Here is a 17,378-nt window from a genome sequence, read left to right as displayed (position 1 = left end):
GTTATTATTTCATGAGATTGCCACGCAGCCTATGGCTGCTCGCAATGACTATTCAGTGTCCACACGGGCAATACCATTAACAACACCTAAAACTCCTACGATGATACGGTGATAAGCCATGTATATTAATAGCTTCGATATGTTCTTTGGTACCGTAGCCGGAATTTTTGTGCCATAAATATTGGGGAAATTCAGCACTTAAGTCTAGCATCAAACGATCCCTAGTAACTTTTGCAACAATAGAAGCCGCAGCAATCGATAATGATAAATTATCACCGTTAATTATACTGACAAATCTTTCATCCTTAAACTGCATATTACCGTCAACTAACACTATTTCTGGCTCAAGGCTAAGATTTGCTACAGCAATAGAACAAGCTTTTTTAGTTGCCTCTAATATATTAATATCATCAATTTCGGTATGAGAAATAATAGCAGTTGCCCAAACATAATTACTAGTGATTTGTTCATATAGTAATTCTCTTTTCTTTTTGGAAAGCTTTTTAGAATCTTTAATGCCCGTTATAATATTGGCGTTATCTACTATAACGGCACTTGCTACTACCGGACCTGCAAGCGGTCCTCTACCTGCTTCATCTATACCTGCTACAATACAGTTATGATATTTTTTTTCAAAATGTAATAGATCTACTTCCATAATTGTATTTTTTTAATTTTTGATATATGATAGAGCAGTTTAGAATTACAAAAAAGGAAAAGTGCAAAATTATTTTCAATTATTAGGACTTCCGCAAGAGTATAATATTAATTTAAAGATATTAGAAAAGCAATATTTTGCTATGCAGGTAAAATATCATCCCGATAAAGCAAAAACTTTGCAGGAAAAGGAACAAAATCTAATTACTGCGGCTGAATTAAATAACGCTTACTCTACTCTTAAAGATGCCTTAAAGCGTGCTGAATATATGCTGCTTTTGCAAAATATAAATTTGAATGACGAAAAAACACGTAGTTTACTTTCGCCTCTAGAATTAAGCATATTCTGGGATGAAATGGAAATAATCGAAAATACTATCTTATTTAGTGATTTAGAAAAAATAAAAGACAAATATGAATTAATGAAAAAGCTTGAAATTGATTCTTTAAAACAAGCTTTTGAAGAACAAAATCTATCAGACGCAACTATAAAAACTAGCAAGCTTAAATATATTGGGACATTGCTGCATAAACTGCAAGAAAAAATAAAATCATGCAAATAATAGAAATTAGGGAACCGGAGCAAGCTGATTTTAAGCAAGAACGGCAAATAGCAGTCGGTATCGATTTTGGCACTACTAACTCATTAATAGCTATTGCAGCTAATAGAAAAGTTAAAGTTATTAAATCTATAGATGATAAAGAATTAATCCCAACTACTATAGATTTTACAAGTAACAATTTTACTATAGGTAATAATAAAGGACTGCGTTCTATTAAAAGACTATTCGGTAAAACATTAAAAGAAATTCTAAATACTCCGGCACTTTTTTCGTTAGTTAAAGATTATCTAGATGTAAATAGTAGTGAGCTTAAGCTAAATTTTGCAAATAAACAACTGAGAGTCCCTGAAATTGCAGCAGAAATTTTTATTTACCTAAAAAATCAAGCAGAAGAACAATTAAAGACTAATCTAACTAAAGCAGTAATAACAGTACCTGCACATTTTAACGATGCAGCAAGAGGCGAAGTAATGCTTGCGGCTAAAATAGCAGGTTTTGAAGTATTAAGGCTAATTGCCGAACCTACTGCAGCTGCCTATGCTTACGGCTTAAACAAAAATCAAAAAGGCTGTTATTTAGTATATGACCTAGGCGGCGGTACTTTTGACGTATCTATTCTTAATATACAAGAAGGTATTTTTCAAGTTATAGCAACAAACGGCGATAATATGCTTGGTGGCAACGATATAGATGTAGTAATTACACAATATCTTTGCAATAAATTTGATTTACCTAATTCTATAGATACTTTACAACTTGCAAAAAAAGCAAAAGAAACTTTAACATATAAAGATAGTTTTAATAATGATAATGTATCAATTAATAAGCAAACATTAGAGCAATTAATTTTACCATTAGTAGAACGTACTATCAATATAGCTCAAGAGTGTTTAGAACAAGCAGGAAATCCAAATATAGACGGAGTTATTTTAGTAGGGGGTGCAACCCGCATTCCTTTAATAAAAGACGAGTTATATAAAGCATTTAAAATAGATATTCTATCAGATATCGATCCTGATAAAGCAGTTGTATGGGGGGCTGCATTACAAGCAGAAAATTTAATAGCACCCCATACAAATTCATTATTGATTGATGTAGCACCTTTATCGCTGGGTATGGAATTATATGGCGGTATAGTTGAAAAAATCATCATGCATAATACTCCGATTCCTATTTCGGTCGTAAAAGAATTTACGACTTATGTCGATAATCAAACCGGTATACAATTTCATATATTACAAGGTGAACGTGAAATGGCTGCCGATTGCCGCAGTTTAGCCCGATTTGAGTTAAAGGGACTTCCTCCTATGAAAGCAGGATATATTAGAGCCGAAGTTACTTTTTCTATTGACGCAGACGGTATATTATCCGTTTCTGCTTATGAGAAAATCAGCAATACATCACATGCTATAGAAGTAAAGCCAAATCACAGTATTGATAAAACCGAGATTGATATTATGTTAGAAAACGCGTATAAAAATGCTAAAATAGATTATACTACAAGATTATTACAAGAAGCAGTAATTGAAGCAGAGGCTTTAATCTTTAGCATAGAACGTGCTATAGCGGAATTAACAACTTTATTATCGGAAAGTGAGATATCTATAATTAATTCTTTATTAGATAATATAAAAGAAGCCGTACACGCTAGAGATTGGATCTTAATTAATAATTCTATTAAAGAGTTTAAATCCAAAATAAAAAAATCTATGGATACAAAGTTTAATATAATAATTAATGATTTGCTAAAAGGCAAAAATATCAATCAAATTAAATAGCCTCAGTTATATATAAAATATTATATATAATCGAACTAATTTAGATAAGGAAAAATAAGAAGAATGTCAGGAAAAATAAAAGTAACATTTATTATAAATGATGGAGAAGAAAAAACAGTAGAAGCACCGATAGGGCTTTCTATTTTAGAAATTGCCCATAGTAACGACCTAGACCTTGAGGGAGCTTGTGAAGGATCGCTTGCTTGTGCTACTTGTCACGTTATTTTAGAAGAAGAATTTTACAACAAATTAAAAAAACCTACGGAAGCAGAGGAAGATATGCTTGACTTAGCCTTTGGTCTTACCGATACTTCTAGATTGGGATGTCAAATTATTTTAACCGAAGAATTAGACGGCATAAAAGTACGCCTTCCTGCTGCTACTCGTAATATAAAATTATAATGGATTAAAAAAGTGATACGTAAAATACTTCTTTTTGTGTTTTTAGCCTTTACTATAATATGGTTTGCAACTGCATATACTATAAAAAATAACGTTGTAAGTTTAATGAAGAATTCTGAATCCGATAATCTTAAAATATCTTATAATGTAGTTAAGTTTTCAGGCTATCCTTTTAATTGGAAAATTACCGTAACGGATCCTAAAGTAAAATTAATTGATCATGTAAATTCTAAAGAATTTACATGCGAAAATATTGTCCTAAATATAGCTTTTAGTACTAAAAGAGCCGCTCTTAATTTCGGTCCTTTTATTAGAGAAGTCGATAATTACGGCGACAAAACATTTACCTATGATGTACGCAGCGATGATGACATAAAGGGTATAGGAAAATTTAATAAACCTTTATATAAAATATCAAAAGATGATAATTTAAAAGAAATATTAAAATCAATTCAGTTAAATAATAAAGCATTATTGATATTTAAAGATAATCAAGAAATCTTTAAAATTAATGATTTAGCATTTCTTATAAGAAAACAGAATTTAGCAAGTGAGGAAAATATATCCTTATTTTTAAACATGAATTATTATTCAGAAAAAGATATTTTGAATTTTAAAAATGCTAATTTAGATATTGCTGCTTCTTTAAAATTTGCTGAAGACGGAGAAGATTCAGCTATTTTACAAAATTTTAATATAGAAAGATTTATTTTTACTTGTGATAATGATTCTAAAATTAATTTAAACGGTGATTTACAACTCTTTGCCAATAAATTACCGAAAGGAAAACTATATTTTGAGCTAGAAAATTATAATTCCATAGTTGATAAATTATTACCGAATAATATTATTTTTTCTAAGAAAATAATTAAAACAATTATTGCTAAAGCCATTAATAAAGCTTCCGACGTGCAATTAAATACAGAGCAAAATGATTCAAATTCGGCTTACAAAAATATAGAAAAAGCTAAGTTTGATATTGAGTTTTCAGACAAAGGAATAAATATCGGTGCTATTAATTTATTAGAACTAAAACTTGGTGAACATAAAGAAGACCAAAATACCACAAATAATTCAAATTAGCTTTATGAACAATTTTAAACTAGCGACTATTATTAGCATATTTCTTATTTGCAGTAATATTTATGCTGCTCCAAAAGTCATTAAAATCGGTACCGGCTCTATTTTAAAAGGATATTATGCTATTGGACTTGATTTATGCAAGACTATTACAAATGACGATAAAAATAATGAACATATTAAATGCGAAGTTGTTGCAACAAACGGTAGTATAGAAAATTTAAAATTATTACAACAAGGCAAAATTGATTTAGCCCTAGTGCAAGCTAATATTGCAGTAGAAGCATATGAGGGCATAGGTTATTATCACGATCAAGAAAAAATGCAAAATTTACGTCAGGTGCTTAATCTACATGATGAGTTTTTTACGGTTATTGTAAAAGATGAGGATAAAATAAAAGGTTTTGCTGATATTGACGGAAAAAAAATAACTAACGGTCCAGCATTTTCCAGTAGTCATATTACTTATGATGTCGTACGTTCTTTATATAAATTTGCTAAGGAACCTGAAGAGCTACACATTAATTATGAAGATTCTAGTGATCAATTCTGTAATAAGGAAATAGATGCTATAATAATGATGGTTGGACATTCTAACCCCTTAGTAAATTTAATAGCTAATAAGTGTGAAATTGATTTCATTTCTATTGACAATGATAAAATAACGGAATTAATAAAACAAAATAGAGCTTTTCATAAAGCCATACTTCATAAGGGCTTATATCCAGGGATTACCGATAATCAAACTACAGTAAAAGTATCGGCAATTCTAGTAACTAGAGATGAGGCAAATCGTGATATTTTAGATAAATTTATCGGAGCTTTTCATAGAAACGTAGCAAATTTTAAACTTTCTAATTACTTATTAAATAACCTGGACATTAACTATTTCGCCGATACTAAAAATTTTGTTCTACCAAAACATGATTCAGTAAGAAACAAAAACTAACAATATCTTATGTCTGAAAATACTATATTTAAAAATATACTGATACCTATAGATTTAAATGATAAAAAATCTATAAAAGGTATTCTTTCTAAGGCTTTAATGCTTGCGACGAACTTTCAAGCAAAATTACATTTTATGTATGTAATTCCTGAATTCGGTACGAAAATGTTTGAAGATTATTTACCTAAACATTGGAGAACAGAGAAAAAAGAAAAGTATAAAGCTCAAATTAAAGAGCTTATCAAACAATATATTCCCGATGAAATTGAAACAGATTATTATATAGGTAGCGGTGCCGTTTATGATGAAATAATTAAGCACTCTAATGAAATTAAAGCCGATTTAATCATAATCTCTGCAGTCAGACTACAATTAAAAGATTATATGCTTGGACCTAATGCTTCTAAAATCGTCCGTCATTCAGATATATCAGTGTTAGTAGTAAGAGACGAGTAATAAGTATTATTTACGACTCTTGGGAGTGCATTGCTAGCGTGGGTTCATAATCGTCATTGCGAGCAGCCGTAGGCTGCGTGGTAATCCACAAAAAATAAAAAAAAATGCTATAAATTAGCATTTTTTACTGGATTGCTTCGTCAAAACTTACAGTTTTTTCTTGCAATGACGATTTTGGCTGTTATAACTTCACTTTCAACTTCACAAAGCCTTGATAGCTTTGATATTTCTTTTGTAAATAACAGTGATATTCAAGTAATACGCTTACATTATCTTTTTCAGTTAAAACGCTAGCACCGATATTATAAGCGACTTTAGGTTGCTTCGGTAATGCGATAGTTTCATTAACTTCTCTATCTTTCCATTTTACTTTAGCATTAAGTTTTTTACTATTATCATTAAGTAATGTTCTACAGATGCTTGAAGTGCAGGCATAACACTGAAACCTTCAGCTATTTTCTGCGGTGCTAAAGAACTACCTTACCGCCTAAAATACCGCTTTATAAATGCTACTTTTAGAAGCAATACTCAAATGCTGAATACCTACAACATCACTTTTTTGATATGTATCGTCTTTAGAGTGGCCGTATCTTATACCAAGATTTGGAGTAAGCGTAATATCACCATTCATAAGATGATTATAACTTAATAAAGTTTCAAAGTTATAATTATTATCCTTATATTTACCGGTTGCAATAGTACCTAAACGGTTGATTTACTCTTTACTATATTATGATTGTAAGCAAACATAGCTTGTATCATAAAGTTTTTCGGTAATTCTTTTTGTCCGTATAAAGTTACGATATGGCTATCGATATTAGTATTTGACCTGCTACCGTTAGATTTAAACTTTGAATCCAATTTAGTATAAGCAATACCGACTAAATCTTTGTAGTTATCAGAACCAATATCAAAACCTATAGTACCACCCACAACATGACCTTTATAACCGGCAAAACCTTTTTGCGTATTAGTACCGTAAGTACCTGCAATCCAAAGGCTTTTATCTAACACTTTTTCATCTTCATCACCCGCAGCAACCACAGCACTAGAGAACATTCTATGCGATATAATATTACAGCTCATTTGAGTGATATCATGAATCGGATTATATATTGCTCCAATCATTTCTTCGTCTTGTTTTACTGCATTTTGCATTTCTACAACTTCAGCAGCTTCAACTCTTACAGCTTCAGCAATGCTTGCTTCTGCGGCTTCCTTTATAGAAGCAACTACTTTTGCCTCCTCTTCTTGTCTAACTTCCTCTTGCTTCGAGTTTTCAAGGCTAACTTCAGAATCCTTAGATTCTGATTTATTTGTACTACTAGATACTTCTACTTTTGTTCGCTCCTGTATTATATTATAATCATCATTTTCATAATCTTCTTCAATGTTAAAATCATCATCTTTATCATCAAAGCCTTCAATATTGCCCTCTACAGGAACAATCCTCTCTATACGTTGAACAATCATAATTTCTGCACCAGTATGTGGAGCTTCTTCCACCGGAGGCGGAACTACCCCTACATCTTCCATATTAATAACTACCGGTGCCGGTGCTAATGGAGCTGCAACTGCAGGAACAGCTATTACCTCTTCTGCATCCTCTTCAGGATCTGCCGGTAAAACCAACGGTGCAACAGGAACCACAAAAGCAACAGCAGGAGCTACTACAACTACTCCACCATAGCTTACGTCTCCATTTGCTACTGCTTGTGCTGCTGCTGACTCAGGATGTCTTGTAGCAACTTCTGCTTCATTTACAGCTACCGCTTCTATAATTGCTGCTAACCTAGAATTATTCGCTTTAAGTTGCTGCATTAATCCTGCATCTTGATTCATTCTAACACATAGATTTCTTGTTTCCTGATCTATACCACTTGCTACTTCTCTTTTAGGACCTATGAACTCAATATTGGTTCCTTCTTTTATAGCTTGAGCTAATTGATTTATATTACCATCAAGTGCATCTGCATTTTTAGTTGTATATTTCTCAAAAACTTCTTCTACAATTAATGCTTTTAGTTTTTCCTTTCCTTGAGTCTTTATTGCTAACTCTCTTTTTAAATCCGTGTCAACTGAAGCTGCTATAGTTTGAACAACGGTTTCGTATTTTTTCCCCTATTTTAGAAGTAGTAGCAATTATAAGCTACTGCCACTGCAACCACAGCATTTTTTTTAGGAAAAAGATTTACGATAGGCTTTAGACTGTTCCTCTTTCTGACTAAACCGTCCATACCAAGCCCATTATATCCTATCCTCGTAGGTAGTGGCAGTCCACCTGCTACCACTATTACTGGTGCAATAACAGGGGTATTAGCAGCTTTACTCCTTTTAATACCGCTTCTATTTTCTCATCACTTAATTATATTAAGAAATTTTCCTCTTTTAAGAAATCTTTAGTATTAGGTATTAAAGCTTTCATTTTTGCATTAAAATTATTTTGTACGGCGTCTGTTATATTTTTCTCTGTAATGGTTTTAGAAGCTTTAGATAAACCAGCTGCATTATCGGCTAAAACTTTTCTTAGTAATCTAGCGTTAGTATCAACTGCCGTTTCATAAATTCTTGATAATGTTGCCGGTACAGCTTTATTTTGTAAAAATGTTAGCCTCTATCTATATTACTTTCCACTGTTAAATTAACAATATTGTTATTAATCCAATTATTTATTTGAGTATTTACTTCGTTTGCTTTAGGAGTAAGGGCTATATTATCGCGTACTTCTCCTTTATTAGGAGCTAGATCTAGTACATCGGAAAATTTTATCTCTATTTCATTATTTAAAGAATTTGCTCCTAAAACATTTTCATTTTTAGCAATATAATCTATTCTTGATATAATTGTTTTCTTATCTTGTAGTTCATCTTTTATTTTTATTTCAGTACTTCTTGCCGTAATATGATTTTGTAAGTCCAGCGGTAATTTATCAAAAGTATAGTTTAACGGTCTATTGCATTATGTTCTTCTTCATTAAATAGCTCTTTAAAAAATTCCTTGTTGGCTATTTTATTATTTAAAGTTAAAGCTTGCCTTGAAATTTGCTTTATTACATCATCATCTTTTAGTCTATTCCAAATATTCTCAGCTTTTATCATTAATTGTGCTTTATCAGGCTTTGCTTCTGAAAATAATGTTAAAGACTCAAGTGAACTTTTCCTTTCTTCTAAAGTTAAAAGTGTTTTGATAGTAATCCCTAAATCTGTTTCTGCACCTAATCTAATGTTCTTACTTCTAGCTTTCCGGGATTTCCATTATTTTTAGCTAAATACATCTCATTATGAAATATTCTGTCTAAAGTATTCGGAGCTACAAGAACTTCTGCGACTGCTCTGCCTACAACCGGTGCCGGTGCAGCTATTCTTCCTCTTAATGCAGCATCTTCTTTTGCCTTTAGATTTATAACCTGCTAATTTTAGTTCATCATCACCTATGGCATCTAGATTTGCTATATCCCTAGCTATTGCAAGTCTTATACCTACACCTGCCGGAGGAGGAGCTGCTACTCCACCCGGTAGAGGCGGAGGAGGCGGTACTACTCCTGCCATTGCTTGAGGTGCTATATTACAAGACCTACTAGACCCTCATTATCTATTCTTATTTCACCTACAGTCTTTTTTAGGACAAGTGCCAGATCACTCATTGTTTAAAGCATCGAAATTATTTATCAATGCCTGCATTTTCTTACCATCCAAATCTTTAGTTATTAAACCGGCATCTTTTAAAATCTTGTTGTAACTTTTTAGACCTTGCTCATCAACTACCTTATCGTTTTCATTCACTATCTTAATTTTACCGTTATCAATATATGCTTCTTTTAATTTAGCCATCTGCTCTCAATAATTAACTACTATTGCAGGATCAGCTAACTTCATTACGGATTGTCTTATGGGAATACTAGATTGTTTGACTCAAGCTCAACTAAGTTTTGATTAACATAGTTTTTAAATTGATCTAATAATTTATGTTTTGCTTCCGGAGTAGCTACGCTTTTAAACTTATTTAAAAGGGCTGTTTCCTGATTCAGAGTATTTAGCATTAATATCGATGTTTCTTACAGATTATTTACAACTTTTAAATCGTCATTAGCATCTACACCGCCTGTCATAGCTATATATTTTAACTGCTCCAAAGGTGTATTTAAATTTTCTATGTTATAAAATGTATAGCCTTTTTAATTTTATCGTTAATACTGACAGCATTTGCCCCTTCAGCTTTAGCAAGGATTTCCAATACTTGAAGTCTATTTTCTAGAGCCATCTCTTGCTCGTTACGTCCTGTTTCTACTGCTGTATTACCTGTTAAATCAACAACTTCAACACCGGCTGCACGTGCTTCTCTTCTTTCTCTAGCACCGTTAAGTACAGGAGCAACTGCTTGAAGTCTAGTGACTTCTATTATTGCGTTATTGAATAATCTTCTTTCCCCCGGCATAAGATCGTCAACAAGGTCACCAAAATCTGTACGGTCCTGAATTCCTTTTATAACATTAAGCTTTTGAGCAGGAGTTAATATTTGGTAGTCAGCAGTATGGTTCAATATATCATAGATTTCTATATCTGCTCTTGCTTCCCCGGTCACAGCGGTAAGGATTGCAGCATTAGCACAGTTAAGTAAGAATAATTTTGTAAGTTTAGAATTTATAGATTTAATATTTTTTCCATAATATCTAATTTCTCTTTAATAAATCTTATTACTTAAAATATTAATACTTTTTTGTTATTAAAGATAATGATACATAAAAAATATTATGTCAAAAATTTATATTGATGAGTTATAAAATAGGATAGTAACGTGGATTTTATATGATATTTTAGTATTTATAGGAAATGTTATTTTTGTTAACGTTTAGTTAATTTATTAAAATCTCGTAGCACATTATACGATATTACTTCTATACATGCAAGCTATATTATTAAAATTTTCATTATTTTTAAAATGCTTTATAATGATTGTTATATAACATGATGTCATTCCCGCATGAATACCCAAGTCGTCATTGCGAGCGAACGTTAGTGAGCGTGGCAATCTCAGGAATTGTTCCAATATTGCTTAGTCGAAACTTGCAGTTTTTCCTCGCAATGACGCAAAAATCGTTCCACGCAACCGCGCTTTCTTACCTACACGGTGACATTAAACTATAAGGTATATTACTTTGTCTCTCAAAACCAAATTACTTTTTATTACAATCAGCGGCATTATAATATTATATTTTGCTATTCCTCCTGCACCTTTACTTAAAGACGTAAGTTTCTCACAAAGAGTATTTGACCGAAACGGCGAGTTAATGCGTATTTCGCTTTCTAAAGACGATAAATATAGGATATTCACTCCTATACGTGAAATACCGGCAAATTTTATAGAAACAGTACTATTATATGAAGACAAGCATTTTTATGCGCATTTTGGCGTTAACCCCGTTTCTTTAGCCAAAGCTTTTTATTCTACTTATTTACAGAATAATCGTAAAATAGGCGGCTCTACTATAACAATGCAAGTAGCACGTTTAAGATATGGAATAAACTCTTCTACTATTCTTGGTAAAATCCATCAAATCATTAAAGCTATTCATGTAGAGCTACATTATTCAAAAGATGAAATCCTAGAAGCTTATCTAAATCTAGTGCCTTACGGTAGTAATATTGAAGGGATAGCAGCCGGCAGTTATATTTACTTCAATCGTGACCTAAAAGATTTAAATTTGATCGATATTCTAAGCCTTGCAGTAATCCCACAAAATCCGCTTAAAAGAGGAGGGAATGATATTAATATTTTTAAAGCACGTAAATATCTATTTACCGAGTGGCTCACGATTCACCCACAAGATATTATTTATAATAAGTTAATTAGTTTGCCGGTTAAATTTAATCAAAATAAAAAACTTCCTTTTATTGCACCGCATTTTACTTTAGACATACTAGCAAATAATGATAGCCCTATTATACGCACTACTATAGATAAAAATCTGCAAGCTGCTATAGAACAACAAGTTCGGCTATATATTAATGATCGGAAAAAATATGGCATTAATAATGCCTCCGTAATTCTTATTGATTTTACTACTATGGAAGTGCTTGCAAGTATTGGCTCCGGAGAGTTTTTTAATAACGATATTTGTGGACAGATTAACGGCACTAAAAGCCATAGATCTCCAGGCTCAGCTTTAAAACCGTTTGTCTATGCACTTAGTTTTGATCAATCACTAATACATCCGTTAACTTTACTAAAGGATACACCTACTTACTATGATTATTATAAACCGGAAAATTTTGATAGTAGGTTTGCAGGCGGTTTAAGTGCTAGAGAATCATTAATAAAGAGCCGTAACGTACCTGTAATATTTCTAGCGTCTCAGTTAAAAAACCCGAATTTTTATGAGTTCTTACAACAAGCAAAAATTAGCGGCTTACGAAAACCTGAAAATTACGGTTTATCTATAGTGCTCGGCACAGCAGAAATTACTCTTGAAGAGTTAACTACTCTTTATGCTATGCTTGCTAATTTCGGTACTTATAAACCGCTTAGAAAAGTATTGGATTCTACTATGTCATTCCTGCGAAAGCAGGAATCCATAAAAAATTACCTAAATGTTGGAACAAAAATTTCATATGATTTACTGGATTCCCGCTTTCGCGGGAATGACACAGGAGAGGACAAGGATGACACAGACACCGTACTACTATCCCCCGAGGCAAGCTATTTAACACTTGATATTATAAAAGATACGACTCGTCCTATTACCTATAATAATACAAGGCATAACTTACCGATTTATTGGAAAACAGGTACTTCCAGCTCATTTAGAGATGCACTTAGCGTCGGCATATTCGGGAAATACGTACTTGCTGTTTGGGTTGGGGATTTCAAAGGGCAAACTCACGGAACATTTACGGGTAATATTGCTGCAGCCCCTTTATTCTTTAATATTATCGAATCCATAGCTAGACCAAATAAAGATGAGGATTTAATCCTTTCAAAAATTAATGCACTAAATATTACTAAAGTAAAAGTTTGTGCAGATACGGGAGATATCGATAACGATATGTGTCCGGTTAAAGCAGAAACCTTATTCATTCAAGGCAAATCACCGATAAAACAATCCGGTATTTATAGAAAAATGTTGATAGATTTAAAAACCGGTATGCCTGCTTGTAACTTTATTAAAGGACAAACAGAATATAAAACAGTAAATTTATGGCCAACAGATATGCTTGCGGTTTATCAAAAAGCAGGAATACATATATTACCGAAACCGATACCTACAAACCATTGCAATAGGTTGATAAATTGGCATCATCAAAAACCTAAAATTATATACCCGTTAAAAAATTCCGTACATTCAATTAAAAATAGTGATAACATTACTTTTAGTGCGATTAGCGATAATAAAACCAACAACATTTTTTGGTTTGTGGAAAATGAATTAATAGCAACCGCGAAACCAAACGAAGCAGTAATATGGAAAGCAAAAGCCGGTGAATTTATTATTAGAGCTATCAGCGATAGCGGCGAAAGCGACAGTATAAAAATTTATATTAAAGAATAGATTAGCGGTTATATATGAAATTTAAAATTCCCACAGAAATTGAGATTAAACCTTTCACAGAAGAAGAAACTGCTCCTGATGCTTTAAAAGCAAATATTCTCAATGCATTGACTGAAGTGAATTATTCACTAATACCAGCAGGAAAAACACCAGAAGCTACAGAGTAGTAATAGGGTTACCTTATAGCGGAAAAAACACATTTTTAAATGCTCTTGAGAACAACCTTAAGATTAACGGTGAAGAATTTACATTTGATAAATTATTTGATTTTGAAACAACGCCGGAAATTCAGCATAAATATGAACCGGCTATATATGATCCCAAAAAATTTGAAATTGCAGAAAAAGTATTTTGGGAATGCTCTAACGGAGTACCCGATACAGTGCAAGAGTTAATCAATGTATTTTTCATTCAAAAGCTAGTTCAAATGACCGATAAATTAAAATTTATCATAGTAGCAAAAGAAGAGACCGTAAAATCCCCTAGTATCTTTAACAGGATTATAGACGACTTTAAAACTATTTTTCCTACAGAAGAACACAAAAAATTAAAAGGAACTGTTATATGCGTAATAACATAATGAAAATAATCATGAAAACATTATACCAATGTACAAAATAGCATTGCTATTAACAAGGATATATTAGAATTCTCTGATATAAAATTTTTCTATAAACCTACTTCTCAAAATGGGGGAATAAACCTCTCTCTAGAACTAAAACACCTAGAAGAGAAAAAAGGAGTACAAAATTTAGAGATAAAGCAGCTAAGTTCATTGTTAAAGGAACAAGAACGTCTGATAGAAAATTTACATACACAAATACAGATAAATGTAGAATGTATAATTAATACTATCCAATCAATTTTTGAAGACTTTAATGTATATACACCTCTTAACTACTCAAAATTTTTTAACTATAAGGGTTATATTAAACCATATTTACCAAGTTCTCCAATACAATACCGGCTATAGAAAAAACTCTTTCTTGTTTTGAGGGATTAGCACAATTATCAGAATTTCAAGCTATCATATTAAACAAACAAGCTAATAACCTTATAGGGGTAATATTGCAAATTTTAGACTCTATTGAGAAATTCACAGACAATAAACCGGTTATTCAAGCTTACCGATATGTATTAAACCTACAAATTAAAGAATTATCATTATTTGAAGAAATGTTATCTATAACATGGTCTCAATCCAATGATTGCTATAGTTCCTTAATTGAAATATGATTCATACAAAATCACTATCTATCTTCTATAAAAAATATAGAACCTAAACACGATCAACCAGTGCAATATTATAAAGAAGCCATAGAGTGTAAATAAGTACTCGGACAAAGCAGAAGTAACTCAAACTATAGCTAGCTGCTACTCTAAAATAGGCGATATATTGAGCGAAGCAGAAGATTATAATGAAGCTTTAGCTAATTATAATGCAGCTCTAACATGTAATGAAGAACTTAAAGAAATGTACAATAAAATCGACGATATGCTATTTAACTTAGGACGTGAAGACCCAGCTATCATATTTTATAGAAAGAATAATAAATTAGACTCTATATTAAAATGTTATGACAGTCTTATAAATAAGGCTGAAAAGCCTATAAAATATGATTTATATATGGCCCAAGGAAACGAACTTTGCTTTCAAAAACAACAGGAAACAGATGCTGCAGAATCATATTTTAAAGCAGCTGGTGTTGTACGTGATCCTCAAAAACAACGAGATGCAATGCTTATGGCATACAATATTCTTAGGAAACCCAAATAATAACGCAATTCAACAAACAGATATTTCAGAACAACAACAAAGAGAGGGATATCTTAATGGTATAATCGGCGATATTATTGATCTGTGACCTTTCACTGGTATTAAGCGGCTTATTATTCCTCTCTGTCATCCCGTGATTTATTCACGGAATCCAGTAAAACATATAAAAATTTATTTTTATATGTTTATTTTGTTAAACATGTAGTGTAGGTAACAATATTGAAGTTATTTTTTCTGGACCCCGTGGTCAGGCCACGGGGTGACAGTGAAAAACCCATGAACGCTCACCTTGATCTATCTATCTCAGTAAATCATTTATGCTTACTTTAGCTCTAGTAGTTTTATCGACTTGTTTTACGATAACTACGCAATAAAGTCCAGGCTTACCGGCTTCCTTAGCAGGTAATACTCCTGGAACTACAACGGAATAAGCCGGAATTCTGCCGTAAATAATTTCACCTGTATCTCTGTATACTATTTTTGTAGAGCTACCGATAAACACCCCCATACTAATTACTGCTCCTTCCTCTACTATTACACCTTCTGCTATTTCCGATCTTGCACCGATAAAACAATTATCTTCAATGATAACAGGCTTTGCTTGCAACGGCTCAAGCACCCCACCTATTCCCGTGCCACCTGAAATATGACAATTCTTGCCGATTTGAGCACATGAGCCGATAGTAGCCCATGTATCAATCATTGTTCCCTCATCTATATAAGCACCTATATTAATGAAAGAAGGCATAATTACAACATTTTTAGCTATATAAGTACCGGTTCTAACAACAGCTCCGGGCACTTTGCGTATAGCTGCTTCTTTGAATGTATTTTTATCAGTATCTGCAGAAAATTTAGGAGCAACTTTGTCATACCAACTATTATAATTGTTATTATAAAGTTGTGATTCCGTAGTGATAAAATATAGCAATATAGCTTTCTTTACCCATTCATTAACGTGCCAACTATTTTCTTGCTTTTCACACACACGAATCGTACCTTGATTTAAGCTTTCTATACTATCATTAAGAGTTTGCTTTAATGTTATAAGCTTTGAAGAATCTTGAAGAAGTTTGTCCTTAATTTGCCAAGCTTCTTCAATTTCTTTAATAAGAGAGGACATATCTTTTAACTGTTTTATTGCCAAAAATAATAAATGAGATTATCATGAAGTCAAACATAATAATTATAATTAACTATGCATATTACTTGCCCAAATTGCCAAACAAGATTTATTGTTACAAGCAATCAAATAGGTATTAACGGACGACGAGTAAAATGTTCCAAATGTAGCCATTTGTGGTATCAGAAATTAGACTATAATACTAGTACATTAAATGACTTTAAAGATAAAGTAAACACGGGAACTATTAAAACTCCTATTAAAAATCATTACAATGCTAATGTGCCGGTTATTTTACCGTATATTCCTCCTAAGAAAAAATATAATATATTTCCAATATTATGGACTAGCTTTATAATTTTTTGTTTAGTGATATTACTAATAGATAGCTTTAAATTCTTAGATAAATATGATCAATTAAAGATAGAAGAAATTAATTTAGGCAAATCTCGTCATATAGGCGGTATGAAGATATTTTATAAATTATCTAATGAGTCTGATTATTTAATTTCCGATCCTATAATCAAAGTAAGAGTAATGGATACTAATAATCAAGCTTTAGATGAATATGTATCAATTACAAAACTACAAACAAAAATCCCTGCAAAACAAGCAATATATCTAGAAATGAATATTGAAGGGATCCCTATTACAGCAAAATATATTGATATTGTTATAGGTAATAGATTAGGACTTTTATTTAAGTGAGGATGTTGTTGCATAGACCGACAAAATCTACTGTCATCCCGTGGTTTAACCACGTGATCCATCAAAACAATTAAAACACTATTGAGTATTGTACGAATGTTGCTGTTGACCTGAGTATAAAGGCAATTGATGTCATTCCCACGTAGGTGGAATCCAGTAAAACATATAAAAACTTGTTTTTATATGTTTATTTTTATTAAATATGTAACCTATATTAAGGTTGTCTTGTCCCTACCTTTGCAGGAATGACATAGGGGCTATGCAACAACATCACTTAAAAATAAAAATACCCATAAGCCGAAGCTTATGGGTATTACTAAAGATATAATAATTTTTTTG

Annotated in this window: 20 protein-coding genes and 1 pseudogene; 12 read left to right on the top strand and 9 right to left on the bottom strand. The window is 31.9% G+C overall.

All coding sequences use genetic code 11. The features are described 5' to 3' along the window. Window positions 1-76: 76 nt before the first annotated feature. A complete protein-coding gene (locus RSL_RS01380) occupies window positions 77-658 on the bottom strand; it encodes a ribonuclease HII (RefSeq protein WP_010976924.1) in 582 nt (193 codons plus the stop codon). Window positions 659-719: 61 nt separating this feature from the next. Between RSL_RS01380 and hscB the strand changes: the two genes are divergently transcribed. From hscB to RSL_RS01350, 6 genes are all read left to right on the top strand, one after another. After that, window positions 720-1,220, top strand: coding sequence for a Fe-S protein assembly co-chaperone HscB (hscB, locus tag RSL_RS01375; protein WP_004996487.1), 501 nt, complete (start codon window positions 720-722; stop codon window positions 1,218-1,220). Further along, window positions 1,211-2,998, top strand: a complete 1,788-nt coding sequence (gene hscA, locus RSL_RS01370; protein WP_014273239.1) for a Fe-S protein assembly chaperone HscA — start codon at window positions 1,211-1,213, stop codon at window positions 2,996-2,998. The genes hscB and hscA overlap by 10 nt, the downstream gene beginning before the upstream one ends. A 63-nt stretch (window positions 2,999-3,061) precedes the next feature. Beyond that, window positions 3,062-3,400, top strand: a complete 339-nt coding sequence (locus RSL_RS01365; RefSeq protein WP_004996492.1) for a ferredoxin family 2Fe-2S iron-sulfur cluster binding protein — start codon at window positions 3,062-3,064, stop codon at window positions 3,398-3,400. A 12-nt stretch (window positions 3,401-3,412) separates the two neighbouring features. Then, on the top strand, window positions 3,413-4,483 hold the full coding sequence (locus RSL_RS01360; RefSeq protein ID WP_014273238.1) for an RP198 family tick cell line-upregulated protein: 1,071 nt from the start codon (window positions 3,413-3,415) through the stop codon (window positions 4,481-4,483). 4 nt (window positions 4,484-4,487) lie between these two features. After that, the gene (locus RSL_RS01355) at window positions 4,488-5,429 is read left to right on the top strand and encodes a TAXI family TRAP transporter solute-binding subunit (protein ID WP_014273237.1); all 942 of its coding nucleotides are present in this window, start codon (window positions 4,488-4,490) and stop codon (window positions 5,427-5,429) included. A gap of 9 nt (window positions 5,430-5,438) precedes the next feature. Further along, a complete protein-coding gene (locus tag RSL_RS01350; protein WP_012736528.1) occupies window positions 5,439-5,885 on the top strand; it encodes a universal stress protein in 447 nt (148 codons plus the stop codon). Window positions 5,886-6,372: 487 nt separating this feature from the next. On the opposite strand, the gene RSL_RS10385 is transcribed toward RSL_RS01350, so the two are convergent. The 7 genes from RSL_RS10385 to RSL_RS01315 form a co-directional block, all read right to left on the bottom strand. Beyond that, window positions 6,373-6,582, bottom strand: coding sequence for an autotransporter domain-containing protein (locus tag RSL_RS10385; RefSeq protein WP_267878490.1), 210 nt, complete (start codon window positions 6,580-6,582; stop codon window positions 6,373-6,375). 5 nt (window positions 6,583-6,587) lie between these two features. Beyond that, window positions 6,588-7,727, bottom strand: coding sequence for an autotransporter outer membrane beta-barrel domain-containing protein (locus tag RSL_RS10380; RefSeq protein WP_014419728.1), 1,140 nt, complete (start codon window positions 7,725-7,727; stop codon window positions 6,588-6,590). Window positions 7,728-8,827: 1,100 nt separating this feature from the next. Then, window positions 8,828-8,983, bottom strand: coding sequence for a hypothetical protein (locus RSL_RS09475; protein ID WP_004996505.1), 156 nt, complete (start codon window positions 8,981-8,983; stop codon window positions 8,828-8,830). Window positions 8,984-9,163: 180 nt separating this feature from the next. Then, the gene (locus RSL_RS01330; RefSeq protein ID WP_014410427.1) at window positions 9,164-9,433 is read right to left on the bottom strand and encodes a hypothetical protein; all 270 of its coding nucleotides are present in this window, start codon (window positions 9,431-9,433) and stop codon (window positions 9,164-9,166) included. An 87-nt stretch (window positions 9,434-9,520) separates the two neighbouring features. After that, window positions 9,521-9,715 (bottom strand): hypothetical protein, encoded by a 195-nt coding sequence (locus tag RSL_RS01325; RefSeq protein ID WP_016926024.1) that lies wholly within the window; start codon window positions 9,713-9,715, stop codon window positions 9,521-9,523. A 56-nt stretch (window positions 9,716-9,771) separates the two neighbouring features. Then, window positions 9,772-9,924, bottom strand: coding sequence for a hypothetical protein (locus RSL_RS01320; protein WP_014419726.1), 153 nt, complete (start codon window positions 9,922-9,924; stop codon window positions 9,772-9,774). A gap of 110 nt (window positions 9,925-10,034) precedes the next feature. After that, a complete protein-coding gene (locus RSL_RS01315) occupies window positions 10,035-10,466 on the bottom strand; it encodes a hypothetical protein (RefSeq protein ID WP_014419725.1) in 432 nt (143 codons plus the stop codon). 574 nt (window positions 10,467-11,040) lie between these two features. Here RSL_RS01315 and pbpC point away from each other — a divergent pair. The 5 genes and pseudogenes from pbpC to RSL_RS01300 all read left to right on the top strand — a co-directional run bounded on the left by pbpC (window position 11,041) and on the right by RSL_RS01300 (window position 15,208). Further along, window positions 11,041-13,431 (top strand): penicillin-binding protein 1C, encoded by a 2,391-nt coding sequence (gene pbpC, locus RSL_RS01310; RefSeq protein ID WP_014273234.1) that lies wholly within the window; start codon window positions 11,041-11,043, stop codon window positions 13,429-13,431. A 14-nt stretch (window positions 13,432-13,445) separates the two neighbouring features. Beyond that, window positions 13,446-13,598 (top strand): hypothetical protein, encoded by a 153-nt coding sequence (locus RSL_RS09235; protein ID WP_014419724.1) that lies wholly within the window; start codon window positions 13,446-13,448, stop codon window positions 13,596-13,598. Between the two features lie 215 nt (window positions 13,599-13,813). Further along, window positions 13,814-14,078: pseudogene (locus RSL_RS10585) on the top strand (hypothetical protein). A 421-nt stretch (window positions 14,079-14,499) separates the two neighbouring features. Next, window positions 14,500-14,667 (top strand): hypothetical protein, encoded by a 168-nt coding sequence (locus RSL_RS09715; protein ID WP_196792426.1) that lies wholly within the window; start codon window positions 14,500-14,502, stop codon window positions 14,665-14,667. 160 nt (window positions 14,668-14,827) lie between these two features. After that, entirely contained in the window at window positions 14,828-15,208 is a 381-nt protein-coding gene (locus RSL_RS01300) for a hypothetical protein (RefSeq protein WP_014419722.1), read from the top strand. Between the two features lie 298 nt (window positions 15,209-15,506). Here RSL_RS01300 and dapD read toward each other — a convergent pair whose 3' ends face one another. Continuing rightward, a complete protein-coding gene (gene dapD, locus RSL_RS01295; RefSeq protein ID WP_014419721.1) occupies window positions 15,507-16,331 on the bottom strand; it encodes a 2,3,4,5-tetrahydropyridine-2,6-dicarboxylate N-succinyltransferase in 825 nt (274 codons plus the stop codon). A 75-nt stretch (window positions 16,332-16,406) separates the two neighbouring features. Here dapD and RSL_RS01290 point away from each other — a divergent pair, with 75 nt between their 5' ends. After that, window positions 16,407-17,039 carry an MJ0042-type zinc finger domain-containing protein gene (locus RSL_RS01290; RefSeq protein WP_010976905.1) on the top strand — a complete coding sequence of 211 codons (633 nt, stop codon included), beginning with the start codon at window positions 16,407-16,409 and terminating at the stop codon, window positions 17,037-17,039. Window positions 17,040-17,378: the final 339 nt, after the last annotated feature.

It is taken from the genome of Rickettsia slovaca 13-B (genome assembly GCF_000237845.1).
Taxonomy (GTDB): Bacteria; Pseudomonadota; Alphaproteobacteria; order Rickettsiales; family Rickettsiaceae; genus Rickettsia; species Rickettsia rickettsii.
This window is presented reverse-complemented; position numbering and strand designations above follow the sequence as displayed.

What these genes read in the sequence shown, in the direction of transcription:
- RSL_RS01380 (WP_010976924.1), bottom strand. Translation starts at nt 658, where the DNA reads ATGGAAGTAGATCTATTACATTTTGAAAAAAAATATCATAACTGTATT.
- hscA (WP_014273239.1), top strand. Translation starts at nt 1,211, where the DNA reads ATGCAAATAATAGAAATTAGGGAACCGGAGCAAGCTGATTTTAAGCAA.
- RSL_RS01365 (WP_004996492.1), top strand. Translation starts at nt 3,062, where the DNA reads ATGTCAGGAAAAATAAAAGTAACATTTATTATAAATGATGGAGAAGAA.
- RSL_RS01355 (WP_014273237.1), top strand. Translation starts at nt 4,488, where the DNA reads ATGAACAATTTTAAACTAGCGACTATTATTAGCATATTTCTTATTTGC.
- RSL_RS01350 (WP_012736528.1), top strand. Translation starts at nt 5,439, where the DNA reads ATGTCTGAAAATACTATATTTAAAAATATACTGATACCTATAGATTTA.
- RSL_RS10380 (WP_014419728.1), bottom strand. Translation starts at nt 7,727, where the DNA reads ATGAATCAAGATGCAGGATTAATGCAGCAACTTAAAGCGAATAATTCT.
- RSL_RS09475 (WP_004996505.1), bottom strand. Translation starts at nt 8,983, where the DNA reads ATGATAAAAGCTGAGAATATTTGGAATAGACTAAAAGATGATGATGTA.
- RSL_RS01330 (WP_014410427.1), bottom strand. Translation starts at nt 9,433, where the DNA reads ATGGCAGGAGTAGTACCGCCTCCTCCGCCTCTACCGGGTGGAGTAGCA.
- RSL_RS01325 (WP_016926024.1), bottom strand. Translation starts at nt 9,715, where the DNA reads ATGGCTAAATTAAAAGAAGCATATATTGATAACGGTAAAATTAAGATA.
- RSL_RS01320 (WP_014419726.1), bottom strand. Translation starts at nt 9,924, where the DNA reads ATGCTAAATACTCTGAATCAGGAAACAGCCCTTTTAAATAAGTTTAAA.
- RSL_RS09235 (WP_014419724.1), top strand. Translation starts at nt 13,446, where the DNA reads ATGAAATTTAAAATTCCCACAGAAATTGAGATTAAACCTTTCACAGAA.
- dapD (WP_014419721.1), bottom strand. Translation starts at nt 16,331, where the DNA reads ATGTCCTCTCTTATTAAAGAAATTGAAGAAGCTTGGCAAATTAAGGAC.
- RSL_RS01290 (WP_010976905.1), top strand. Translation starts at nt 16,407, where the DNA reads ATGCATATTACTTGCCCAAATTGCCAAACAAGATTTATTGTTACAAGC.